Origin of the sequence: Dyella sp. OK004, from assembly GCF_900114495.1 — a bacterium.
Taxonomy (GTDB): domain Bacteria; phylum Pseudomonadota; class Gammaproteobacteria; order Xanthomonadales; family Rhodanobacteraceae; genus Dyella_D.
In genome coordinates this window covers 1352675-1376005 of sequence record NZ_FOZI01000001.1, presented here as the reverse complement: position 1 = coordinate 1376005, position 23331 = coordinate 1352675, and the positions used below count along the sequence as shown (strand labels likewise).

At 64.9% G+C, this 23331-nt stretch carries 24 protein-coding genes; 16 read left to right on the top strand and 8 right to left on the bottom strand.

The features are described 5' to 3' along the window. Nucleotides 1-106: 106 nt before the first annotated feature. The 5 genes from rsmG (at nucleotide 107) to BM338_RS05985 (ending at nucleotide 3821) form a co-directional block, all read left to right on the top strand. Nucleotides 107-736 (top strand): 16S rRNA (guanine(527)-N(7))-methyltransferase RsmG, encoded by a 630-nt coding sequence (gene rsmG / locus BM338_RS06005; protein ID WP_090449878.1) that lies wholly within the window; start codon nucleotides 107-109, stop codon nucleotides 734-736. A gap of 69 nt (nucleotides 737-805) precedes the next feature. Continuing rightward, entirely contained in the window at nucleotides 806-1663 is an 858-nt protein-coding gene (locus tag BM338_RS06000) for a ParA family protein (protein ID WP_090449877.1), read from the top strand. A 2-nt stretch (nucleotides 1664-1665) separates the two neighbouring features. Next, nucleotides 1666-2535, top strand: a complete 870-nt coding sequence (locus tag BM338_RS05995; RefSeq protein WP_090449876.1) for a ParB/RepB/Spo0J family partition protein — start codon at nucleotides 1666-1668, stop codon at nucleotides 2533-2535. Between the two features lie 115 nt (nucleotides 2536-2650). After that, nucleotides 2651-3367, top strand: coding sequence for a glycosyltransferase (locus tag BM338_RS05990; protein ID WP_090449875.1), 717 nt, complete (start codon nucleotides 2651-2653; stop codon nucleotides 3365-3367). A gap of 82 nt (nucleotides 3368-3449) precedes the next feature. Continuing rightward, nucleotides 3450-3821 (top strand): DUF488 domain-containing protein, encoded by a 372-nt coding sequence (locus tag BM338_RS05985; RefSeq protein ID WP_090449874.1) that lies wholly within the window; start codon nucleotides 3450-3452, stop codon nucleotides 3819-3821. On the opposite strand, the gene BM338_RS05980 is transcribed toward BM338_RS05985, so the two are convergent. Then, nucleotides 3796-4758 (bottom strand): patatin-like phospholipase family protein, encoded by a 963-nt coding sequence (locus BM338_RS05980; RefSeq protein ID WP_090449873.1) that lies wholly within the window; start codon nucleotides 4756-4758, stop codon nucleotides 3796-3798. The two genes, BM338_RS05985 and BM338_RS05980, sit on opposite strands and share 26 nt — an antisense overlap. Before the next feature lie 78 nt (nucleotides 4759-4836). Then, entirely contained in the window at nucleotides 4837-5820 is a 984-nt protein-coding gene (locus BM338_RS05975; protein WP_090449872.1) for a helix-turn-helix transcriptional regulator, read from the bottom strand. A gap of 174 nt (nucleotides 5821-5994) precedes the next feature. Here BM338_RS05975 and BM338_RS05970 point away from each other — a divergent pair, with 174 nt between their 5' ends. Then, nucleotides 5995-6915 (top strand): hypothetical protein, encoded by a 921-nt coding sequence (locus BM338_RS05970; protein ID WP_090449871.1) that lies wholly within the window; start codon nucleotides 5995-5997, stop codon nucleotides 6913-6915. Nucleotides 6916-7029: 114 nt separating this feature from the next. After that, a complete protein-coding gene (locus tag BM338_RS05965; RefSeq protein WP_090449870.1) occupies nucleotides 7030-7854 on the top strand; it encodes a DUF481 domain-containing protein in 825 nt (274 codons plus the stop codon). A gap of 142 nt (nucleotides 7855-7996) precedes the next feature. Here the strand turns inward: BM338_RS05965 and hemC are convergent, their stop codons facing one another. After that, the gene (hemC, locus tag BM338_RS05960; protein ID WP_090449869.1) at nucleotides 7997-8914 is read right to left on the bottom strand and encodes a hydroxymethylbilane synthase; all 918 of its coding nucleotides are present in this window, start codon (nucleotides 8912-8914) and stop codon (nucleotides 7997-7999) included. Between the two features lie 138 nt (nucleotides 8915-9052). Between hemC and BM338_RS05955 the strand changes: the two genes are divergently transcribed. Then, nucleotides 9053-9718 (top strand): hypothetical protein, encoded by a 666-nt coding sequence (locus BM338_RS05955; RefSeq protein ID WP_090449868.1) that lies wholly within the window; start codon nucleotides 9053-9055, stop codon nucleotides 9716-9718. A 45-nt stretch (nucleotides 9719-9763) separates the two neighbouring features. Here the strand turns inward: BM338_RS05955 and BM338_RS05950 are convergent, their stop codons facing one another. From BM338_RS05950 to BM338_RS05940, 3 genes are read right to left on the bottom strand one after another with little or no spacing between them, the layout of a single operon-like run. Further along, the gene (locus BM338_RS05950; RefSeq protein WP_090449867.1) at nucleotides 9764-10468 is read right to left on the bottom strand and encodes a LytR/AlgR family response regulator transcription factor; all 705 of its coding nucleotides are present in this window, start codon (nucleotides 10466-10468) and stop codon (nucleotides 9764-9766) included. Next, complete coding sequence (locus BM338_RS05945; RefSeq protein WP_090449866.1) at nucleotides 10449-11501, bottom strand: sensor histidine kinase; 1053 nt, start codon at nucleotides 11499-11501, stop codon at nucleotides 10449-10451. Before BM338_RS05945 ends, BM338_RS05950 begins: the two co-directional genes overlap by 20 nt. A gap of 57 nt (nucleotides 11502-11558) precedes the next feature. Next, the gene (locus BM338_RS05940; RefSeq protein ID WP_090449865.1) at nucleotides 11559-12224 is read right to left on the bottom strand and encodes an alpha/beta hydrolase; all 666 of its coding nucleotides are present in this window, start codon (nucleotides 12222-12224) and stop codon (nucleotides 11559-11561) included. Between the two features lie 353 nt (nucleotides 12225-12577). Here BM338_RS05940 and BM338_RS05935 point away from each other — a divergent pair, with 353 nt between their 5' ends. The 4 genes from BM338_RS05935 to BM338_RS05920 all read left to right on the top strand — a co-directional run bounded on the left by BM338_RS05935 (nucleotide 12578) and on the right by BM338_RS05920 (nucleotide 18247). Beyond that, nucleotides 12578-15031 (top strand): S9 family peptidase, encoded by a 2454-nt coding sequence (locus tag BM338_RS05935; protein ID WP_090449864.1) that lies wholly within the window; start codon nucleotides 12578-12580, stop codon nucleotides 15029-15031. Between the two features lie 78 nt (nucleotides 15032-15109). Next, complete coding sequence (locus tag BM338_RS05930; RefSeq protein ID WP_090449863.1) at nucleotides 15110-15541, top strand: GNAT family N-acetyltransferase; 432 nt, start codon at nucleotides 15110-15112, stop codon at nucleotides 15539-15541. Nucleotides 15542-15681: 140 nt separating this feature from the next. Then, complete coding sequence (locus tag BM338_RS05925) at nucleotides 15682-17643, top strand: serine hydrolase domain-containing protein (RefSeq protein ID WP_255367198.1); 1962 nt, start codon at nucleotides 15682-15684, stop codon at nucleotides 17641-17643. 97 nt (nucleotides 17644-17740) lie between these two features. Further along, the gene (locus tag BM338_RS05920) at nucleotides 17741-18247 is read left to right on the top strand and encodes a DinB family protein (RefSeq protein ID WP_090449861.1); all 507 of its coding nucleotides are present in this window, start codon (nucleotides 17741-17743) and stop codon (nucleotides 18245-18247) included. A 9-nt stretch (nucleotides 18248-18256) separates the two neighbouring features. Here BM338_RS05920 and BM338_RS05915 read toward each other — a convergent pair whose 3' ends face one another. Next, nucleotides 18257-19453, bottom strand: a complete 1197-nt coding sequence (locus BM338_RS05915) for an FAD-dependent oxidoreductase (protein WP_090449860.1) — start codon at nucleotides 19451-19453, stop codon at nucleotides 18257-18259. 184 nt (nucleotides 19454-19637) lie between these two features. Between BM338_RS05915 and BM338_RS05910 the strand changes: the two genes are divergently transcribed. Continuing rightward, entirely contained in the window at nucleotides 19638-19904 is a 267-nt protein-coding gene (locus BM338_RS05910) for a hypothetical protein (protein WP_090449859.1), read from the top strand. Between the two features lie 17 nt (nucleotides 19905-19921). On the opposite strand, the gene BM338_RS05905 is transcribed toward BM338_RS05910, so the two are convergent. Beyond that, a complete protein-coding gene (locus BM338_RS05905; RefSeq protein WP_090449858.1) occupies nucleotides 19922-20728 on the bottom strand; it encodes an AraC family transcriptional regulator in 807 nt (268 codons plus the stop codon). A 166-nt stretch (nucleotides 20729-20894) separates the two neighbouring features. Here BM338_RS05905 and BM338_RS05900 point away from each other — a divergent pair, with 166 nt between their 5' ends. The 3 genes from BM338_RS05900 to BM338_RS05890 all read left to right on the top strand — a co-directional run bounded on the left by BM338_RS05900 (nucleotide 20895) and on the right by BM338_RS05890 (nucleotide 23321). After that, complete coding sequence (locus BM338_RS05900) at nucleotides 20895-21161, top strand: hypothetical protein (protein WP_090449857.1); 267 nt, start codon at nucleotides 20895-20897, stop codon at nucleotides 21159-21161. 75 nt (nucleotides 21162-21236) lie between these two features. Continuing rightward, nucleotides 21237-21692, top strand: a complete 456-nt coding sequence (locus tag BM338_RS05895; RefSeq protein ID WP_090449856.1) for a MarR family winged helix-turn-helix transcriptional regulator — start codon at nucleotides 21237-21239, stop codon at nucleotides 21690-21692. Between the two features lie 156 nt (nucleotides 21693-21848). Continuing rightward, entirely contained in the window at nucleotides 21849-23321 is a 1473-nt protein-coding gene (locus BM338_RS05890) for an efflux transporter outer membrane subunit (RefSeq protein WP_090449855.1), read from the top strand. Nucleotides 23322-23331: the final 10 nt, after the last annotated feature.

Here is a 23331-nt window from a genome sequence, read left to right as displayed (position 1 = left end):
GAGTCTTGAAACCCGCTTCGGCGGGTTTTTCTTCGTGTGTCGTGCTGGCATCAAACCTCTCGCGCCGGGATACTGCCGCCCTTTCGCCTCATCAACAGGAATCGTCATGACTGCCCGTGCCGCATTGCAGACCCAGCTGGAACGGGGCATCGCCGCGCTCGGTCTGACGCTTCCCGAAGATGTCGTGCCGCGCCTGCTGGATTACCAGGCGCTGCTCGAACGCTGGAACGCCGCCTACAACCTGACCGCTGTCCGCGACCCGGCAGAGATGGTTACGCGTCACTTGCTCGATTCGCTGGCGATCCTGCCTTACGTGCAGGGCGACACGTTGGCGGATCTCGGCACCGGTCCCGGCCTACCCGGTATTCCGCTGGCTATCGCCGCGCCGGGCCGCCAGATCCTGCTGGTCGATTCCAACGGCAAAAAGGTGCGCTTCCTGCGCGAAGCGATCCGAGCCCTCAAGCTGGAGGGCGTGCGTGCGGTGCAGTCGCGCGTGGAAGAAGTGGAAGGCCAGTTCGACTGCATCACAGCCCGCGCTTTCGCCAGCCTGGAAGATATGTTGGGCTGGGGCGGTCACCTGCTGGCGCCACATGGCATCTGGCTGGCGATGAAGGGCAGGCAGCCTGATGACGAGTTGCCGGGCGTGCCCGACGGCTTCGCGGTGCGCGGCGTGCATGCGCTTGCTGTGCCGGGATTGGAGGCGGAGCGGCATCTGGTGGTACTCGGCCGGGCATGAAGCCTGTCCGCCCCGGGAACCAATGGTAATCTAGCCCTCTTTTTCCACCTTCACGGCATCGACGACACCATGGCCCGCATCATCGCTGTCGCCAACCAGAAGGGCGGCGTCGGCAAGACCACCACCGCCGTCAACCTTGCTGCGGCACTCGCCGCGGCGAAGCGCAAGGTGCTGCTGGTCGATCTCGACCCGCAGGGCAATGCAACGATGGCGTCTGGCGTGGACAAGCGCGAGGCCAAGCCCAACGGCTGCGAAGTGTTGCTGGAAGAGGCGCCGATCGAAAAGGCCATCGTCACCACCGAGGCGCATTACGACCTGCTGCCTGGCAACGGCGACCTGACCGCCGCCGAGCTCAAGCTGATGGATGCCATCGCGCGCGAAATGCGGCTCAAGGAACAGCTGGCGAAGGTCCGGGACAAGTACCACATCATCCTGATCGACTGCCCGCCCACGCTGCACCTGCTCACGCTCAACGCGCTGACTGCGGCGGACGGCCTGCTGATTCCGGTGCAGTGCGAATACTTCGCGCTGGAAGGTCTCTCTAGCCTGCTCGACACCGTCAAGGCGGTACGTCAGCGCCTGAACCCGAAGCTGGAGATCGAAGGCATGCTGCGCACCATGTACGACGTGCGCAACAACCTCGGCAACGAAGTCTCCGCCCAGCTCACCCAGCACTTTGGCGACAAAGTGCTGCGCTCGATCATCCCGCGCAATGTGCGCCTAGCCGAGGCGCCCAGCCACGGTCAGCCGATTCATCTGTATGACCGCAGCTCGCGGGGCGCCATTGCCTATATCGGACTTGCGGGCGAAATCATCCGCCGCGAACGCGGCCAGGCTGCTGCCAGCGCAAGCGAGGTAGTGACGGTGCCACTGCGCGACGAACCCGAAGCGACGCTCGACACCGCTGTCGACATTCACCAGGAGTAAGCATGGCCGCAGCGAAGAAACGAGGCCTCGGGCGCGGGCTCGACGCCCTGCTGGGTGGCGACGGCGAGGGCACTCCCTCGGTGATCGAACAGGAAGGCGAGCTGCGCATGCTGCCGATCCAGTACATCCAGCCTGGCAAGTATCAGCCGCGCCGGCACTGGAACGACGAGGCGCTCGACGAGCTGGCCGCATCGATCAAGGCTCAGGGTCTGATCCAGCCGATAGTGGTGCGCTCGATCGGCAAGAACAGCTATGAGCTGATCGCCGGCGAGCGCCGCTGGCGCGCCGCGCAGCGTGCCCAGCTGAGTGAACTGCCGGCCCTGGTGAAGGAAGTGCCCGAGGTCGCCGTGCCGGCAATGGCGCTGATCGAGAACATCCAGCGTCAGGACCTCACGCCGCTGGAAGAAGCTGACGCGATCAAGCGCCTGATCGACGATTTCGACCTTACCCATCAGCAGGCCGCGGACGCGGTCGGCCGCTCGCGCGCCGCCGTCTCCAACCTGCTGCGCCTGACCGAACTGCCCAACTCCATCAAGAAGCTGCTGGACGAAGGCAAGCTGGAAATGGGCCACGCCCGCTGCCTGCTTACTCTGCCCGAGCGCGATGCCGAAGGGCTGGCGCTGGAAGCGGCGCGTAACGGCTGGAGCGTGCGCGAGCTGGAAGAAGCCGCGCGCCGCGCGCAGACCGCGCCCAAGGGCAAGGCCAAGAGCACACCTGCGCGCGATCCCAATGTTGCCGACCTGGAGCGCGAGCTGGCCGAGCGTTTCGCCACCCGCGTCGAGCTGGCGCAGGGACGTGGCGGGCGCGGCAAGCTGGTGATCCATTACCACAGCAACGACGAGTTGGAAGGCATTCTCGGCAAGATCCGTTGATGCGCAAGCGGCGCCGGAACAGCGCCGCTTGCCTGACGCGATTCAGCCGTAGGCACTAGAATGCGTCGCCTCGCGCCGCAAGGCGCACCTGTTTCCGTAAGCCAGGGCTGCTCCCATGCCGCAATTGTCCGTCGTCGTGCCGGTGTTCAACGAGCGCGACAACATTCCCCCGCTGCTCGCCGAGATCGCCGCCGTACTGCGTGGCAAGATCGAGTTCGAGATCGTCTATGTGGATGACGATTCCAGCGACGACAGCGTGGCGGTGCTCGCGTCCGAGAAGGCCAGCTATCCGGAACTGCGCATCGTGCGCCATCTGACCCGCAGTGGTCAGAGCACCGCCGTGTGGAACGGCGTGCGCGCCGCCAAGTCACCGTGGATCGCCACGCTCGACGGCGACGGCCAGAACGACCCGGCCGATATTCCCAAGCTGCTCGCCGCGCGCGCGACTGCCGCGGAAGACGTGCGCCTGTTCGCCGGCTGGCGCACCACGCGCCGTGACAGTTTCAACAAGCGCATCTCCTCCAAGATTGCCAACGCGGTACGTTCGCGCATGCTCAGGGACGCCACGCCGGACACCGGCTGTGGCCTCAAGCTGTTTGAGCGTGACGTGTTCCTGCGCCTCCCCTATTTCGACCACATGCACCGTTACTTGCCGGCGCTGGTCAAGCGTGCGGGTTTCCAGAGCCAGAGCGTACCGGTGGGGCATCGTCCGCGCACGGCGGGCACCTCCAAGTACGGCATGCTCGATCGCCTGTGGGTGGGCATTGCCGATCTGCGCGGCGTGGCCTGGCTGATGCGCCGTGGCAAGGTGACGCGCGTCGAAGAACTCTGACGCTGCCGGGTGCGGCCTTGTCGCGCCCATCACGCTCCGGGCGTATGCTGGAAAATCGTCGCCAGCTGATGGGGCCGCTCCCATGGGCATCGCCGTCAAACGCATTTACGAACCCGCCGCCAAGACCGATGGCTATCGCGTGCTGGTGGACCGGTTGTGGCCACGCGGACTGAAGAAGGAAGACGCCGCGCTGGATGCCTGGGCCAAGGAGCTCGCGCCATCGGTCGCGCTGCGGCGCTGGTTCGGGCATGACCCGTCGCGTTGGGATGCGTTCCGGCATCGCTATGCCAGCGAACTCGACACCAAGGGCGAGTACTGGCGCGCGTTGGCGGAACAAGCCACACGCCATCGCCTGACCCTGCTATTCGGCGCGCGCGACGAGGAACACAACAACGCGGTAGCGCTGAAGGCTTACCTGGATGCCTGGCTCAAGGGCCATGGCCCGCAACATTGAACGGTCGTGGCGGTTTCCAGGCGGTGAGCACCTCTCGCGCCTGGGTGCGGCCGAGTTCGATCAGCTCGCGCGCACGGTAGAACTCATAAGCCATCGAGATATTGCGCGGCAGCTGGATCAGTAGATCGGGCGCGTAGGCCGCCAGACGCAGACGCGCCAGATTGGCCTGCATCAGATCCATCGATTGCGTCAGCAGATCCAGCACGCCAGGGTCGCGCGGTTTGGGCTCGACGTCCTTGGGTTCGCCGTGGGGTATCAGGCGGCCGATGAATTCACCGATGCGTCCGCGATGGCTGCTGTGCGCTTCCGCCGCGCGCTCGCCCAGCACGTCGGGCCTGGTTTCCTGGATGGCGCCGTCCACGCTCACCGCAAACACATAATCGGCCGGCTCGCGCACCAGTGGCGTGACCGGCACCGGATTGAGCAAGCCGCCGTCGACCAATCGCCGCCCATCGATCACCTGCGGGCGAAACACCGTCGGGATGGCGATCGAGGCGCGGATCGCGTCGAACAAGGAGCCGCGCGTGAGCCACACTTCGCGCTCGCGGTCGAGGTCGGTGGCCACGGCGGTGTAGGACAGCGGCAGATGTTCGATCTGCGCATCGCCAATCAGCCCGCGCAGTGTCTCGATGATGCGCTCGCCCTTGATCAGGCCGCCGCCGGAGAAGGTCCAGTCGACCAGCTTGAGCACGTCCATCTTGGCCAGGGCGGAAACCCAGTCGCGATACGCATCCAGTTTGCCCGCGGCGTAGATGCCGCCGATCAGCGCGCCCATCGAGGTGCCGGCGATGGCAACGATCTGATAACCCTGCCTCTCGATCTCTTCAATAGCGCCGATATGCGCCAGTCCTTTCGCACCACCGGCGCCCAAAGCGAGCGCCACCGTCGGCTTGCGCGATGACGGGACGGGTGAGGTGGCAAGATCGGTAGGACTCATAACGGACACATCGCGGAGATGGTTTGAACTAGCCTCCGCGCAGCCGCGTGCCTTTGCAAGACGCGGCGCTCTCCGTGCTCAGCGCGGGGCTTGCTGATAACCGCCCAGGGCCAGTTGCAGCTGGATCTTCATTTCCTCGCGCAAGGACAGCGGCGCCACCACTTCCGCATCTGGACCGTACTTGAGCACGTCCATCAGCAGTTCCTTGGAGTTGGAATACGGCACCTGCAATTCGTAGCGGCCATCCGGCAGCCATTCGCCTTTCTGCTGCGAATGCCAGTGTTCGTCGGCGACCCAGCGCGCGGCATGTTGGGAGAAACGAATCGTGGCCCAGGCCTTCGGCTTGCCGGCGAAAATGCCGTAGCTGGAGGCGAGCATGTCGTTGAGCTCGTTGTCGGCCACGTCGCGTGCGGGCGCATCCAGGGTCAGCGGTTCGGCGATGCGATCCACGGCGAAGCTGCGCAGCGCCTCGCGGTCGTGGTCCCACACGTCCAGGTACCAGTTGTCGCGATAGTGGGTAAGGCGCTGCGGCGACACGGTGCGCTTGCTGTCGGCATTGGTGGTGCGCGCGCGATAGCGGAAGCGCAACTGCTTCCGCTCCAACACCGAGCCGGCCACGATGCGGAACACCTGCTGATCGAGCTTGCGCTCGCCCCAGGCGATCACCCGGATACGCTCGATCGGCAGTGCCTTGCCGCTACCCTGGTCGGACAGCAGATGTTCGATGCGCGCCTTGAACGGCGCCAGCGCGCCGGCCAGCACGCCGGGACCGCTGCGGCCGATCAGTTCGTTCAAGGCCAGCAGGGCGGCCAGTTCGTCGGAGGTGAGCCATAACCCCGGCAGCTCGAAACGTTCGCCTTCGGCGGCTTCGTAGCGGAAGGCGGCATGGTCGCCACCGGCGCTTTCGATCGGCGCGCCGAGTGCATCGCGCAGAAACGCCACGTCGCGATAGAGGGTGGCGCGCGAGCACTCCAGCTCGTCCATCAGTCGCGGCAACGGCACGGGATAGTGCGCCGACTTCAACAGCCGGTGCAGAGTCAGAATGCGCTCGTAACGGTCCATGACATAAGAGCCTGTTCAAGATCCCGCTGGGCCCGTGTGATGGGTTGTGCGCGGTCAGAAGGCGGAGCGTGGCGCATCGCCGGTGGCGGCCGCAAGTACGTAAAGTCTGGCACGTCCGGTGTCCATGCCGGTGTGAAATCCCCTAGACTCCGAAGGCTCTCTCACTGGAAACAGATGCAAGAGCAAGCCGAGATGCCGGGCGATACTCCACCCACCCGTGACGACAGCCGCATGCCGCCGCGCCCCGGTCTGGTGGTCATGACCCTGCAGGTGCTGGCGATCAGCGGCTACGGCCTATGGCTGTTGTTGGGACTGGCGCTCGGTTTGGGCGTTTATCCCGCTGGCCGGGGCGATGCTTTGGTACCACTGACACTGGGCACGGTGCTGGTCAGCATCGGCCCGCTCCTGGCCTTGCCTGGCCTTCCGTGGATGCCGGACTGGCTCGGCTGGCGCTTCGGTCGTGGTAGCCGCCCCACCCGCGAAGGTCTGTTGGCGCTGGTCACCTACCTGCCGATGCTGGCGATGGCCGGCCTGGTACGCGGCGACAACGCGTTCTGGGCCACCCGTCTGTCCGGCGCGGCTCTGGCCTTCTGCAGCCTGGCTTGCCTGGTCTATACCTCGCGCGGCGCTTACCGGCAGCGCGCGCCGGCGCTGGCGCCGCTGTGGCGGCAATGGCCGCTGGGCCGGGTGGTTTCGGCGTGTTACGCCGGTGGTCTGTGGCTGTGGTTATGCCTGGTGGGTCAGGAGGGCGAGCCGACGCCGATCACTTCCACGCCCTGGATTCTTGGCTTGCAGCTATTGGCTCTGTTGCTGGGCTGGGCGGAAGGCATGCGCTGGCAGGCCTTGCAGCGTGCGGAAGACGGGCCGGAGCCAGTGTCTCCGCCGCGCCCACCCGAGCTGTGGGCGGGGCGTTTTATTGCCGCGACGCTGATCTATGTCATCCCGTGCGTGGTGCTGCTGCTGGCCCAGGTGCTTGAGCAGCGCGTGTTGTTGGTCGCGCTGGCCGCTGTCAGCTGCGTGGTGGGCAAGAGCGTTGAGCAACATCTGTACGATGCGGCGCTTGCCTTCCGACGCGATGCCGGCCATAGCGCCTGAATGGCGCTGCCAGGCCATTTCCGCCCCCTTGAGGCGGGTTTGTTCACTGCAAGTTCAAGCCCTTCCTTTAAGGTGCCTCGCTTACGTTTGTTTAACAAAATGTGGATTGTTCCCATGAGAAAACCCCTGATCGCCTGCCTGCTGCTTGCAGGCTTTGCCAGTTTTGCCGCCCAGGCTGACGACGCGACCGGCACCGATCCGGCTGGTAACCCGGCCACTAACGGCGGCTGGAGTGGTTCTGGCGAATTCGGTTTTGCCTCTGCCCGCGGTAATTCCCGCACCGAGAACGTCAACGCCAAGCTCGGCCTGAACCAGGAAAACGAGCTGTGGAAGAACAACTTCTTCCTCAACGGCATGCGTTCCAAGGGTGAGGTGAAGGTGGTCGACTCCACCGGCGCCGAGATCGACAGATTCAGCACCACGGCCAACCGCTATGACACCGGCGCCTCGGTCGGCTACAAGCTTGATCCGCGCAGCTATATCGTGGGTGCGGCCCGTTATGAGCATGACGATTTCGGCGCCAACCTGTGGCAGGGCATCGTCTCGATCGGCTACGGCTACATCGCACTAAAGACCGAAAGCACCGAGCTGTCGTTCGAAGCCGGCCCGGGTTACAAGCGCTATCGCCCGGCCGACCGCACTGTAAATATCAACGGTGTGAACGTAGAGCAGCACCAGGACACCCAGGGCGAAGTGGTGGGCCGTGGCCTGGTCAACTATAAGTACCGCCTCACCGCCAACACCGCGGTGGAAGACACGCTGCTGCTCGAAGCAGGCTCCAAGAACAAGTACTACCAGAACGACGTCGGCCTCTCGGTCAGCATGACCAAGAAGATGGCGCTGAAGGTCGGCTATCAGATCCGCTACAACAGCGACGTGCTACCGGGCACCAAGAACACCGATACGCTGATGACCACCAACCTGGTCTACAACTTCTAAGCATCGGCAAGCGCTGTACACCTACGGCCCCGTCGCTCCATGCACGGGGCCGTTTTTCTGTAGGAGCCCATCTTGTGGGCGATGACTTCTACGGAGCGCGGCGTCTTTCGCGCACGGGGTGCGCTCCTACAAAAGCGCGCTCTTAATCTTGCAGGAAAGACGCTGCGCCCTGCGCAAACAAGGCATCCGCTACCTGCCGGCCGAGCGCTTCGGCCTGATCGCTGTCGCTGCCGGCCTCGGCGTGCAAAAGACGACCGCTGGCAGCATCGCCCACCATGCCGCGCAGATGCAGGCCGCGCTCGGTGACCACGCACCATGCACCCACCGGTACCGTGCAGCTGCCGCCCAGGGCCTGATTCATCGCCCGCTCCGCGGTGACGGCGAGGCGGGTTTCGGCATCGTCCAGTGCCGATAGCAGTTTGAGCACGGCCGGCTGATCGCTGCGTGCTTCAATGGCGATAGCGGCCTGGCCCGGCGCGGGCAGCCAGTCTGGTGCTGCCAGCCGGCCGCGGATGCGTTCGGAAAGACCGAGGCGTTCCAGCCCCGCGCAGGCCAGCAGAATCGCGTCGTAGTGCCCGGCATCCAGCTTGCTCAGGCGCGTGCCGACATTCCCGCGCAGGTCGAGCAGCGTCAGATCCGGTCGCACGGCGCGCAACTGCGCCTGGCGGCGCAGCGAGGAGGTGCCCACCCGCGCGCCCAGCGGCAACGCTTTCAGATCGGCGTAGTCGTTGCTGATGAAGGCATCGGCCGCATCCGCGCGCGGCAGGATCGCCGGCAGCGCGAAACCGGGTTCCAGCTCGGACGGCACATCCTTGAGCGAATGCACGGCAAGGTCGGCGCGGCCTTCCAGCATGGCCACCTCCAGTTCCTTCAGGAACAGCCCCTTGCCGCCAATGGTGGCCAGCGGTTTGTCCAGGATTTCGTCACCGCGCGTGGTCATCGGCACCAGCTCTACCGTCAGGCCCGGATGTGCGGCGCGCAGCCCGGCCGCCACGTGCTCGGCCTGCCACAGCGCGAGGGCGCTCTTGCGGGTGGCGATGCGCAGGATCGAAGGAGTCATGGAGAACGCAGCAGCTCAGAAGAGGCGACTATTGTCGCGTAAACCGCGCCAGGCCGCAGGCATCCATGCGTTACGCATCGTCGCAGGCCGCGCTATGCTCATCGCCGGGGTGGGGTTGCCGACCAAGGAAGCATTGTCATGAAGACTATTGTGCGTGCCCTTACTGTCTTGCTGTCTCTGGCCACGGCCGCGCCGCTGTTGGCGCAGACATCGCCACCTGCTTCGGGCCGGCTGCCGATTGTTCTCCCCGATGGCAAGCCGTATGCCGATCCCGATCTCTCCGCACGCGGTTTGCCGGAAGCGCCCTATCCCGGTACGCGCGCACCGATCCAGTGGCCGCAACTATCGCCGGTGCGCCGGCTGAGCTACGAAGGCTGGTGGGCCGCGGTAACCAACCGGCCGAGTGCGGCACGGCTGAATTTCGCCCGCGCACTGCGCATTACTCCCAACGACCGTCGTCTGCTGTGGAGCTATGGCTGGGCGCAACTCAACATGGGCGAGCCGGCCATGGCGATGGCCGCGTTCCAGCGCAATCTCGCGTTGCGTCCGAACGATCGCCCGCGCTGGTTGCCGATGGCGCTGGCCCTGACCTACACCGCTGCCGGCGAACGCGATGCCGCTGCGGCCTGGTACCGCACCGCGGCGCTCAGCGACCCGATGCAATGGGGCAGCGACCATCAAGTCTTGCGCACCACACTGGAATGGACGCCGCAAGAGCGCGCCCTGGTCAGCCAATTGCTCGAATACGCCGCACAGGGCGATCGCGCCGAACCGGCATCTTTCGCCCGCTTGGCCGAGCGCTGATCCACACAACGTCTTGCCCTCTCTCCTTCGGGAGAGAGGACGCCGCTAAGTCATCCGCAACAGCTTCCTCAGCCCCGGCAAATTGCGTCGACTGACCTCGGGTGTGAGCTGAGTACCACCGAGCCGCGCCAGCACCCGGCCATCGCTCAGCGTCTTCAGGCCAAGCAGCCGCTGTGGCGGCACCAGGCAATTGCGGTGCAGGCGGATCAGCTGGTCCGGGTAGGTTTCTTCCAGCTGGCGCAATGATTCTTCCAGTAGTAGCTGGCCGCCGCGGTGCTGCACCACCACGTATTTTTCCTCGGCCAGCAGGCAGATCACTTCGTCCAGTGCGATGCGCACCTGTTCGCCGCGCAGGCGGCCACGCAGATAGCTGGTGGCTTCGCGCGGTGTTGCCGCAAGGCGTTGCCGTGCGCGCGACAACGCATCGCGCAGTCGGTCGAGCCGCACCGGCTTGAGCAGATAGTCCACCGCGCCCAGTTCAAAAGCCTGCACCGCATGATTTTCGTAAGCGGTGCAGAACACCACTTGTGGCGTTGCTCTGCCGACCAGGCGCTGTGCCAGCGCCGTACCGCTGAGTCCCGGCATATTGATGTCGAGCAGCAACACGTCCGGTTGCAGGTTGCCGATGGCTTCGAGCGCGGCTTCACCGTCGCCCACGCTGCCGGTGACTTCAACGTCTTCGCATTCGCCCAATAAGGCTGCCAGGCGCGCCCGGGCCAGTGGTTCGTCGTCAGCGATCAGGACGCGCATCAGTAGGTTCCGGTAAAAGCAATCGCACTACGAAACGCCCGTCACGCGGTCCGGCCTGCACCTGCGCGCGCGGCCCGTAGCGATAGGCGACGCGCTGGCGCACATTGTCCAGGCCATGACCGTTGCCACCGGGAGCCGGCATATCGGGCAGCGGATTATCGATTTCGATGGCGATAGCCTGATCCAGCCGTTCACCGCGCAGGATCACCTCGCCACCTTCGCGCAGCGGCTGGACGCCGTGCCGCACCGCGTTCTCCACCAGCGGTTGCAGCAGCAGGCGTGGCAGCGGGAAGTCCAGCGGCAGCGCATCCAACTCGCGCCGTACGCGCAGCCGCTCGCCCAGGCGCAGTTGCTCGATCGCCAGGTAACGCTCGACCAGACTCAACTCCTCGCCCAACGTGCCGTCGCGCGAAATGGACTGGCCGAGCGCCGCGCGAAACAGTTCGGACAGATCTTCCACCGTGCGTTCGGCTGCATCGGGATCGACCCGTACCAGCGCCGCCACGGTATTCATGCTGTTGAACAAAAAGTGCGGACGGATGCGCGCCTGCAAGGCTTCCACCTGCGCATGCGCCACCGCGGCCAGTCGTGCCTGCCACTGCGCCAGCACATAGAAGTAGCGCAGCATCGCCGCGCTCAGCAGCGCGGCGATGGTGGCGTTGTCGCGCACGAATACGAAAGCGCCGTCGCGCAGCATCTGCATCTGCAATGCGTTGTCCATCCAGGCCGCGATCATGCTGCTGATCGCCACGATCAGCAGCATCAGCAACCACACCGCAGCATAGGGCAGGCGCCCGGGCAGGCGCTGCAGCGCGGGGCGCAGCTTGCACAGCGCGACGCCGATCACCATCGCCATCCATTCGGCAAACAGCATACCCACGCTGTAGCCACGCCAACCGCGGCCGCTATCGGGAGCCAGCAGCATCACCGTGACCGTAAGCGCAGCCATCACCAGCAAAGCGAACAACACCGGCAGGCTGCAGAAATCCGGCAGCGGGCTCTGTTCGAGGCGGCGGGGTGTGGTGTCGCGCATGGGCGCACAGTATGCCCAAGCGCGCTGGCGCTAGCCGTGATTCAAGGCCTGTTGCGATCAACCAGCCAGCACGCGCCCCAGCCACTGGCGCATATCGGCGATTTCCTCGGCGCAGACCGAGTGCGGCATCGGGTAGGTATGCCAGTCCACGCGATAGCCCAGACTTTGAAGCACGTCGCGCGACTGCACGCCGCGCGTCAGCGGCACGATCGGATCGCCGGTGCCGTGGCCCCAGAAGATCGGCGTGCCGGCATTGGCCTCGCTGTGCTCGTGGGCAAAGCTCTCCTGCATTGGCAGGTAGGTGGACAGCGCGATCACGCCTGCCAATCGCCGCTTGTGGCGCAGGCCACCGGCCAGCGCGATGGCGCCGCCTTGCGAAAAACCGGCCAGCACGATGCGCTCGTCCGGCACGCCGCGCTCGTTCTCGCGCGCGATCAATCCTTCCACCGCACTGATCGAGGCACGCATGCCGGTTTCGTCCTGGCGCGAGGTGAGATCCACGCCGACGATGTCGTACCAGGCGCGCATCGGCATGCCGCCGTTCAAGGTCACCGGTCGCACCGGCGCATGCGGAAACACGAAGCGCAGCCCGGGCCATTCGGGCGCCACCAGCTCAGGCACGATCGGCGCGAAATCATGGCCATCCGCGCCCAGGCCATGCAGCCAGATCACGCTATGGGTCAGGCGGGTGGCGGTTTCGTGTTCGACGGTAGGCAGGGGCATGCGGGAACTGACTGCTGGGGGGAATGGGGAGCGGCATGCATGGTGGCGGACATGCCCGGTCGCAATAACCCGAGAACGCACCATCGCGCATTCCGCTTACGCGAAGCGGACAGCCGGCGACACTACGGCTGGCAGGTCACCGTTGCGGAACGGGAAAGGGCTGGGAAAGCAGCCGGGCGCCGGGAGGCTGGCGGGCGGGCAGGCGAACGGGCGCATGGTGCCTCCTGGCGATGCGGTACGGCTGATGATCGTCCAGCCTAGTCGCCGCTCAGCCCACGGGATACAGGACCCATGGCGCTTGCCAGCGAGGCCGGCTTGGTTATGCTCCCCCGTTTTGATTAACGGAGCACCCCATGCGCCGAATGCTTCTCGCCGGGCTCGTCGCCCTCGCCACTACGCCGGCCGCGATGGCCCAGGCGCCGGCGACCGCCAGCCTCGACCTGGAAACCATCATGGCCAATCCCGAGTGGATCGGCGCGGCGGTGGAGTCACCTTACTGGAGCGTGGACGGGCACAGCCTGTACTACTCGCTCAAGCGCGACGGCAGCAAGGTGCGCGACCTGTATCGGGTGGATGTCGCCAGTGGCCAGAGCGTCAAGCTGACGCCGGAAGCTGTGGCGCAGGCGGATGGTCCGGCGGTATTCGATCGCAACCACCGTCAGGCGGCCTATATCCGCCACGGCGATGTATTCCTGATGGAGCTGGCGACGGGCCGCCGCGTGCAGGTCACGCGCACACCGGAAACCGAATCCGCGCCGCGCTTCTCCGCCGATGGTCGCGGCTTGCAGTACCGCGCGGGCAACCAGTGGTTCGTCTATGACATTGCAAGCGGCGTCGCTGCGCCGGCGGCCCTCCTGCAACTGGCGGACGACCCACAGGCGAAGCAGCCGGATGCGCTCGGCGAGGATCAGCTGCGCCTGTTCTCCACCCTGCGCAAGATCAAGGCCGACAAAGACGCCCAACGCACCAACGACGATGCGCTCGCCGCCGTCGATCCCGGCCGCGCGCCCAAGACGTTGTACCTGGGCGATATCGGTGAGCTGGTCGACACCGAGCTCTCGCCCGATGGCCGCTGGATGCTGGTGGTCACCCAGCCCAAGGGCTACAAGGCGGGCAAGGCGCCTGAAGTCACCCACTACGTCACCGATTCCGGTTATTCGGAGCAGCAGGCCACGCGCACCTACGTCGGCCGCAAGGATCCGGCACCGCAGTCGCTGCTGTTGGTCGATCTGCAAAGCCGCAAGTCGTGGCCGCTGAAGACCGATAGCTTGCCCGGCATCAAGGACGATCCGCTCAAAGACCTGCGCGCCAAGGCTATCGCCGCGCTGCAAAAGGCTGGCAAGGGCGACGATGCCAAGGCACTGAAGGCACCGGAGCAGCGCGCGGTGCGCATCATCTCCAATGCCGACGACGGCGGTGGCGGCGGCATCGCATGGAGTGAGGACGGCCAGAACGTCGCCATCCAGCTGCGTGCGATCGACAACAAGGACCGTTGGATCGCCAGCGTCGATTTCGACAAGCACGCGCTGCTCAACCAGCACCGCCTCACCGACAACGCCTGGATCAACTGGAACTTCAACGATTTCGGCTGGCTCAAGGACAACCGCACGCTGTGGTACCTGAGCGAGGAAACCGGCTGGTCGCAGCTCTACAGCAAGGCGCCCGGCAGCAAGGCCAAGGCACTGACCAGCGGCAAGTTCGAAGTCAGCCATCCGGCACTGAGCGAAGACGGCCAGTGGTTCTATCTGCGCGGCAACCAGACCGCACCCTATAGCTATGACGTGTATCGCCTGCCCGCGACCGGTGGCGAACTGAGCCGCGTCACCCAGTACCAGGGCATGGACGATTTCGTGCTCTCGCCCGACGGCAAACAGCTTGGCGTGTTGCATTCCGCGCCCTATGTGCTGTCGCAGCTGGCAGTACAGGATGCCGCCGGTGGCACACCGCGCGAGCTCACCAACACCACGAAGAGCGCTTTCAGTTCGCGCGCGTGGATCGCGCCGCAGATCGTCGGCGTGCCTTCAGCGCACGGCGCCGGCACCATCTGGGCCAAGTACTACGGCCCGGCCGACCCGGCAGCGGCCGCCTCGCGTCCCGCGGTGATCTTCGTGCATGGCGCCGGCTATCTGCAGAACGTCACCTTGGGCTGGTCCAACTACTTCCGCGAGCAGATGTTCCACAACCTGCTGGTGCAGCAAGGCTACGTGGTGCTGGACATGGACTACCGCGCCTCCGAAGGCTACGGCCGCGACTGGCGCACGGCCATCTACCGCCGCATGGGCCACCCCGAGCTGGAAGACCTGCTCGACGGCAAGGCGTGGCTGGTGAAGAACCATGGCGTCGATCCGAAGCGCGTAGGCATGTACGGCGGCAGTTACGGCGGCTTCATGACCATCATGGCCCTGCTGCGCGCGCCCGGCGAATTCGCCGCCGGCTCCGCGCTGCGTCCGGTTACCGACTGGGCCACCTACAACCACGAATACACCTCGAACATCCTCAACGATCCGCAGCTCGATCCGGAGGCCTTCACCACCAGCTCGCCGATCGAGTACGCCGACAAGCTGCAGGATGCCCTGCTGATCCAGCACGGCCTGATCGACGACAACGTGCTTGCCAGCGATTCCATCCGCCTGTACCAGCGCTTCATCGAGCTGCACAAGAAGAACTTCTGGATGTCGCTGTATCCAATGGAGCGCCATGGCTTTGTCCATCCGGACTCGTGGTACGACGAATACCGTCGCATCGATGAGTTGTTCGAAACCTATGTGAAACCAGCAAGGCAGGCCGCGCCGGCCGCCACGCAGTGATTGACGCTGCTTCGTCCAATGCACAGGCCACCTTCGGGTGGCCTGTGTCGTTTCAACGCCCGAGGGAGTTCGCTAAACATGGCCGCATCGATTTTTCACGCCGAAACCGACGAGCAGATCGCCGCAACCTTCGATGTCCTGCAACAGCTGCGCCCGCAGCTGGAGCGCGACCGTTACGTGCCGACGATCCGCGCCTTGATGGGCAGCGACGGGCTGCGCGTGCTGGCGCTGGAGGACGACGGCGTCGTGCGCGCCGTAGCCACCTACCGAGTGATGAACATGTTGTATTGCGGCCGCCTCATTTATATCGACGATCTAGTGGCCGACGAGCGCGTGCGCTCGCGCGGCTATGGCGCGCAATTGATCGCACGGATCAAGGATGAGGCGGGGGCGCTGGGTTGTAGCGAGGTGCAACTGATCTCTCGCGTCACCCGCGAGCAGGCCCATCGCTTCTATTTCCGGGAAGGTTTCGGCATCGAGTGCTTTCACTTCCGTACCCAACTTTCGTAACGGGCGGAAGGCGCCATACCGCGAGTAGACTCCGCCCGGAATGCCGCCGGCGTGGCGCCATGCAACGCCGCGCACGGCTCGTCGCAAGACCATCCAACCAACGATGAGGTACCTCCATGCTGAGGCGATGCGTTGCTGTTGTGGTTCTTCTTCTCCCCTTGTCCGCACCGGTGTGGGCCAAGGATCAATCGACTAGCCCACCGCCCATCGTCGTCAAAGCGGACGCGCCGCGAACGACGCCCGCAGGCACGCAGTTCACGGTCCCCGCCGAGTGGTCGGTACGCACCCAGGGCGCCGCGGTGTTGCTCGATCCACCGGAGTCCGGTTCGCATGTCGTACTAGTGGATGTGAAAGCTACCGACGCGGATGCTGCCGTGGCCGAAGCATGGAAGGCCTATGCATCGCCCAAGACATGGCCACTGCATGTCGCCACCGACAGTTCGCCACGCGACAACTGGGACCAGATCCGGGTGTACAGCTACGAGACTTCGGCCAACGACAAGCGCGGCGTTACCGCCATCGCTCTACGGCACGAAGGCCAGTACACCGTGCTGATCTACGACGTCGATAACGCGGTGGGCGAAAAACGCGCTTCTCAATTGCGCGCGATCTCCGACCGTCTGTTACCCAAGGGCTATCAGCGCGAAACCTTTGCCGGCAAGAAAGCGCACTCGCTGGACGCCGCGCGCGTCGAAACGCTCCAGACCTTCGTCGACAACGCACGCAAAGCCTATGACGTACCGGGCGTAGCCATCGGCTTGATCGATCACGGCAAGGTAGTGTTCGCCGGCGGTTTCGGCGTGCGCGAGCTGGGCAAGCCCGAGCCGGTCGACGCCGACACGCTTTTCATGATCGCCTCCAATACCAAGGCACTGACCACGCTGATGCTGGCGCGTCTGGTGGACCAGCACCGGTTCGACTGGAGCACGCCGGTCAGCAAGGTGATGCCCGGCTTCCGCCTGGGCGATGCCGCGACGACCCGCCAGGTTGAGATACGTCATCTGATCTGCGCCTGCACCGGCATGCCGCGCCAGGATATGGAGTGGTTGCTCAACAGCAAGGATGCGACACCGGCATCGGTGCTCACGGCGCTGGCCGGCATGCAACCCACCAGCAAGTTCGGCCAGCTGTTCCAGTATTCCAATCTGATGGCCGCCGCTGCGGGTTATGTGGGCGCCTACTCGCTGTATCCGAAAATGGAGCCAGGTGCCGGCTACGACCTGGCGATGCAGAAGCAGGTGTTCGACCCGCTCGGCATGCATCTGACCACCTTCGACTATGCGAAGGCCCTGGCCGGCGATCACGCCACGCCGCATGGCCTGGATGTAGATGGCCATACCGCGGTCGCGGGCATGGGCATCAACGATTCCATTCGCGCCGCGCGTCCGGCCGGCGCAGCATGGAGCGCGATCAGCGACATGCTGCGCTACGTGCAGATGGAACTCGACGAAGGCTCCTTGCCCGACGGCAAGCGCTATGTATCGAAGGGCGCCTTGCTGGAGCGGCGCAAACCGAATGTCGCGCTGGGCACCACCGCCAGCTATGGCATGGGCTTGATGGTGGATCACACCTGGGGTGTGCCGGTGGTACATCACGGCGGCGACCTCACCGGCTTCCACTCCGACATGTTGTGGCTACCCGAGCAGGGCGTGGGCGCGGTGATCCTCACCAACGCGGACTCCGGCGTTTTCATTCGCGGTCCGTTCCAGCGGCGTCTGCTGGAGGTGCTGTTCGACGGCAAGCCGCTGGCTCAGGGTGATATCGATGCGGGCATGAAGCGGCTCAAGCAGCAGATCGTGGCCGAGCGCAAGCGCCTGGTCGTGCCGGCCGATGCCGGTGAAGCGTCCAGATTGGCCGGGCGTTATCAGAACACGGCGCTGGGCACGATCCAGATCGATAAGAACGGCGCGACGACCCTGTTCAACTTCGGCGCCTGGGGCAGCGATGTGGCTTCGCGCAAGAACGACGACGGCTCGATCTCATTCGTGACTATCTCGCCGGGTGTGGATGGCTTCGAATTCGTGGTCGCCGGCACGCCGGCCAAGCGCCAGCTAGTGATGCGCGATGGCCAACATGAGTATGTGTATGACGAAGTGAAATAATGCAGGAAGGCCGGACCGGTCAGGCCTATCTGCCGACCGGTCCGATCCTGTCCCGCCATCGGGCAAGGATGGCCACCACTAGCAAACGGGTCTGTTTATGCCGCGTCCAAACCGCCTGCCGATGTTGATGCGCTACACCGCGTGGGCCAACGATCTGCTGTTCCAGTCGCTGGCCAAATTGCCGGAGGAGGCGCTCGTCGAAAAACGGCCGATCGTGTTCGGCAGCATCCTGCGCACGCTCAACCATGTCTATGCGATGAACTGGGTGTGGCGCTGCCATCTCGAAGGCGTGCCGCACGGGCTCACCACACGTAACCCGCCTACGGCACCGTCGTTCGGCGAGTTGCGTGAAGCGCAGGCCGCGCTGGATGCCTGGTATATCGCGTATGCGGATGGCCTCGATGATGCCGAGCTGGCCAAGATCGTCGACTTCACCTTCATCGGTGGTGGCGAAGGCGCGATGTCGCGCGAGGACATCCTGCTGCATGTGGTCAATCACACCACTTATCACCGCGGCCACACGGCGGGGCTTATGTATCAGATTCCGGTGATGCCGCCGACCACGGATCTTCCGGTGTTCCTGCGCGAGTACGCGTCGGCTTGATACGGTAGTTCACCCGCGCCGCATGTGCGCCACCAGGTCGGCCAGCTGCTTTACCGCCGCTTCCGATGCTGTGCGGTTGGGCGTGACGTCGCTATTGTTGAAATTGCCGGTATCGCCGATAACTTGCACCAGCAGGCCGTCGCTGCGCGGCACCATGCTGAGGCCGTGCATGCTCAGGCCGTAGGTCACTTCCGGCTGCGGGATCAGTCGTGCGGTCTGACCGCGCACCGGGATGATCGAGTCGTCATTGAACAAGGCCCTGGCGCCATAACCGGTAGCGTTGATCAGTGTGTGTTCGGGTAATTTCTGCAGTTCGCGCGGATGCTCGAACTCGCGCACTTCGATCTTGCCGCCGGCTGCGAGGAAGTCGCTCATCAGCATGCGTGCGTAGCTGCTGATGTTGAACATCAATGTGGTGTAGCGGCGCGTATAGGCCTGTGGGAAAGGATGACTGCCGGCCGGCAAGGTGACCGAGCGCGGGGTCAGGTCACGCACGCGGTCGTAGAGCTCACCGTATTCCGGTTCGTCGGCTGGTTCGCTGCTCGATTGGCCGGGCGGCGTGTCGGACAGGTAATAGCCTTCTATCCATTCGATCGGCTTGCCCGGCAGTCCCAGTAGGCTCTGGTATTTCGCAAAGGAGATGCGCGTCATTTCTTCCCAGCGCGCGCCGAGCGCGTCGGCATGCGCGGCGTCGCAGATGCGCGAGTCGGGCGTCCACAGTCCGGACGCGCGCATGGAGTACACATCCGGCGGCAGTTCCTTCGCATAAATGCGCACCGACAATCCCGCGCGCTGCGCCAGCAAGGCCGAGGTGAGTCCCAGCGCCCCGCAGCCGATCACGCCTAGCTCGCGCACGCCGGTGCTCTGCGCGAGACGCAACGCGAGCGTGCTCGAACCCCACGACAGCGACCAACCGCTGCCACCATGCCCGTAGTTGTGCACGACGGCCTTGTTGCCAAGGCGCTCCATCTCGATGCGCGGCCCGGCCGCGCGGAATGGGCGAGTGCAGACATATACGCCGGTGATCCGGTCCACGCTCGCCTTGACCGGCGCGAGCTCGACGCCGTCCGGGAGCATGCGGATCGGCGGCGGCGTAGAAGCGGTCCTGGTTGCGGTCGTCGGCTGCGTCGCACAGGCGGCCAGACCCGCGGTAGAGGCTACGGCCAGCGTTGCGCCGGCTTGGCGCAGAAAGTCGCGTCGTTGCATGGAACACTCCCGAATCCAGTGGAACGCGCTCCCATCCCTGTGGAACCGTTCGGCGCGGATCGGGGGGGCGTAATCCGGCTTTACTTAGCCGACCCTCGGCGCGAAAGCAAACATTCCATGGGGCGTTGTCGCCATCAAACCAAGTCGTGCGAAACGTAGGCTTCCAACGATATGCTCTACATCCATGAATATGCCCAAAGACGCATTCCGGCGCTTTCAGGAAGAGCTTGCCGCCCTGGACCGCAAGGAACTGCCGCCCGAAAAACTCACCGGCAGCGCCCGTCTGGAGCGCGCGAAAGAGGATTTCATGGCGCTGAAGAGGCGTTATGGCCTGAGCGTGGCCGATGTCGTGGCGTTCTTCCCGGAAGAGGAAGGCATCGCCTACCTGCAGCAGCTCATCGTTGCCAATGAAACCAAGCCCAAGCGCGGCAGGAAGCCCAAGGCACCCTGAGCCTCGCTAAGGTTTAGCTACACAGCCACCGTCTGTCTCGCGAAATACCGTCCCGGCGACTGTCCGAAGCTGCGTCGGAACATCGCCACAAACGCGCTCACGCTGGCATAGCCCAACGCATCCGCCACACTGGCTACCGCTTCGCCGCCGGCCAGGCGCTCCAGCGCACGGGTCAGCCGTGCCTGCTGGCGCCATTGCGCAAAACTGTTGCCGGTTTCGCTGCGGAACAGCCGCGTGACGGTGCGCGGCGACAGGCCGGCCCAATCGGCCCAATCTTCCAGCGTGCGCACGTCGTCAGGGTGTTCCAGCACCGCCAAGGCGATGCGTTGCAGTCGGCGATCAGTGGGCATGTTGAGATGCAGCGGTTCCTGCGGCGCGCGGCGCATTTCGTCCATCAGCACACTGAGCACGCGTTCCTGTTCTTCGTCCAGATCGTCCTGCATCACCCAGGTACTGGCGCGATGCACCAGGGCACGCATCAGGTCGTTGGCGCCCAGCACGCAGGTATGACTCGGCAGGCCGCATGCCGCTTCTGGCGCCACGAACACGCCCCAGCCATTGGTAGCCTCGATTTTGCGCACGGTATGCAGCACGCCGGGCGGCAGCCAGCCCACGCGATGAGGCGGCAGCATCATGGCGCCTTCGCTGGTGCGCAGGGTGAGCAGGCCCTTCTCTACGTAGAAGAACTGGCCGCGCAGATGGCGGTGCCAGTCCGACTCGGCCGCAGGCATCGGCTCCTCGGCACTCGCCTCGTCGAACACGAAGGCGATCAGAGCCGGGCCAGCGGCGCTTTCGATGCGCTGGAAGATTTCGCGACGTTTCATGGCGTGTTCTAGATAGAAATTGTCTTACTAACGATATCAGGCCAAAGCAGGCGCCGCCTAATCTTGTAAACCTGCGCCATCCCCATGGCGCCCCCTGTCCGCCAGCCGCGCGCAGTCACGCCGAAGCCACTGCGGACGTCCTTCCCTCAACAGGCAGGAGATCGGCATGTCACTCCCAGACTCGCCGTCCATTCCGATGGACGCCGCCGAGGCGCTTATCCGCTTCGTCGTCAGTGCTCAATTGATGCTCGACCCGCTGACCCCAGAGGCTATGCGCCTCCAGGTAGAGCCGCGGTTGCTGGAAACCTTGCCCACCTTGCAGGCGCTTGGTGTGTTCGAGCTGCTCGCCATCCGCCACCCGGCCTTGCAGGCGCTGGTGCAAGACGAGTTGTCGACGCGCAGGCAACTGTTGCTGCAGGAGGTTGCCGCCTGAACATTTGCTAAAACAGAGGCTGTCTGTAATATATTTGCCTTGACAAATATTCTCGCGGCAATAGAATGCGCGGCCATGAACACGAACTCCGCCCCGTCCGTCCCCCAGGAAAGCCTCGGCATGCTGCTGTGGCTGGTTCGTACCGAAGTGGTGCGCGCGATGGAGGCCGAGCTGGCTGCCAAGGGGCTGGACCTGCGTTTCACCCAGTACCTGATATTGAAGCGCCTGGGCCTGATGGGGCCGATGTCGGCCACCGAGCTGGCTCGCGCGGTGGAACTGGATGGTGGTGCGATGACCCGCCAGCTCGACCAGCTGGAGCGCAAAGGCTATCTGCGCCGCCGCCCGCACGAACAGGATCGACGCGCGCTGCGCATCGAACTCACGACGGAAGGCTCGGCGTTGCTACAGGACATGGCCAGTTGCAATGAGCGGGTGCTCGAGGCCGCGCAACGCACACTGAGCGAGACCGAACGGGAACAGCTGCACGACTACCTGTCACGCGTGCTGAAGATGCTCCGCGACAAGACCTGATATTCCCAAGCGACGCAGGAAGTGTCGCTCGCGCTTAGGCACGCAAATGTTTAGGCGACAGCGGCGAACCCGGACAAGTGCCGGATCCGCCAACTCGAAAACGGCCTGGATGGCGGCTCTTCGAGATGTCCAAAACTTTCTTCTCGGAATACGACCATGCGTCTGCACACTATGGCGGCGGCGATCGGACTGACCCTGGCCTTGGCCGGCTGCGTCAGCAGTGGCGGCATTCATCCGTCCGGTTCGCTGATGGAAGCATCCTCTCTCAAGAGCGAGCGCAGCCTCGACGGCATCACCGTGTCCCCCGCGGCGTGGCCACAGCAGGATTGGTGGACGGCGCTGGGCGACTCCCAGCTCGACGGCCTGATCACTGAAGTGCTGCACGATAACCCCGGCCTCGCCGCCGCCGATGCGCGCGCGCAGCAGGCGCAGGCTGCGGCCGGCGTAGCGGATGCGCAGCGCGGCCCGACCGTGAACGGCGGCGCCAGCGTGGCGGGCGCCCGTCTGCCGCCCGCGCTGTCTCCCGGCGGTAATAGCCATTTCTCCCTGGCCAAGTACGGCTACGCCAGCTTCAACTGGGGCCTTGATCTGTGGGGCGGCAAGCGTGCCGCGTGGGAGGCCGCACTTGGCCAGGCCCGTGCGGCGGAGATCGATCGCCAGGCCGCACGCATCGAGCTGTCCACCAACGTCGCCCGCGCCTACACCCAGCTCGGTTACGCCTATGCGCAGCAGGATGTGGCGAAGGCGGAACTGGAGCGCGCCAACCGTGCGCGCGACCTGACCCGCCAGCGCGTAAGCGCCGGCATCGACAGCCAGTTGCAGCTCAAGCAGAGTGACAGCGAAGTGGCGACGGCCGAACAGGAACACGTGGTGGCCACCCGCGCCATCGACGCCGCGCGTTCGTCACTCTCGGTGTTGCTCGGCAAGGGTCCGGATCGCGGCCTCGACATCGCCCGCCCGCAGGTACTCAAGCCGGCCGCGCTGGCCGTGCCGGGCAATTTGTCGATGGATTTGATCGGCCATCGCGCCGATCTGGTCGCCGCGCGCTGGCGCGTCGAAGCAGCGAGCAAGGACATCAAGGTCGCCAAGACCGAGTTCATGCCCAACGTCAGCATCGGCGCCATGGCCGGTCTGTTGAACTTGGGTGGCGGCAACCTGTTCACCCTGAAGAACCGTTTCTATGAACTTGGCCCGTCGCTGAGCCTGCCGATCTTCGATAGCGGCCGCCTGCGCGCCAACCTCGCCGGCAAGGATGCGCAGTACGACCTGGCGGTAGCGCAGTACAACCAGACCCTGGTTGGCGCTACCAACCAGGTGGCCGATGACTACAACGCACTGCAATCCGTGCAGCAGCAGATCGAGGCGCAGCAGCGCGCGCTGGATGCCGCCACCGAGGCGTGGCAGTTGTCCGAGCAGCGTTACAAGGCCGGCATCGGCAACTACCTGGAAGCGCTGATCGTGCGCCAGCAGTTGCTGCAGGCCCAGCAGCGCATGGCCGCGCTGCAATCGCAGCAGGTCGATCTTTCGGTGCAGCTGATCCAGGCGCTCGGCGGCGGTTATCGCCCGCAAGCCGAAGCGCATGAAGTCGCCGCCGTTTCTACTTCCCCCGTTTCCGAACGTTCTCTCTGAAGGCTATCCC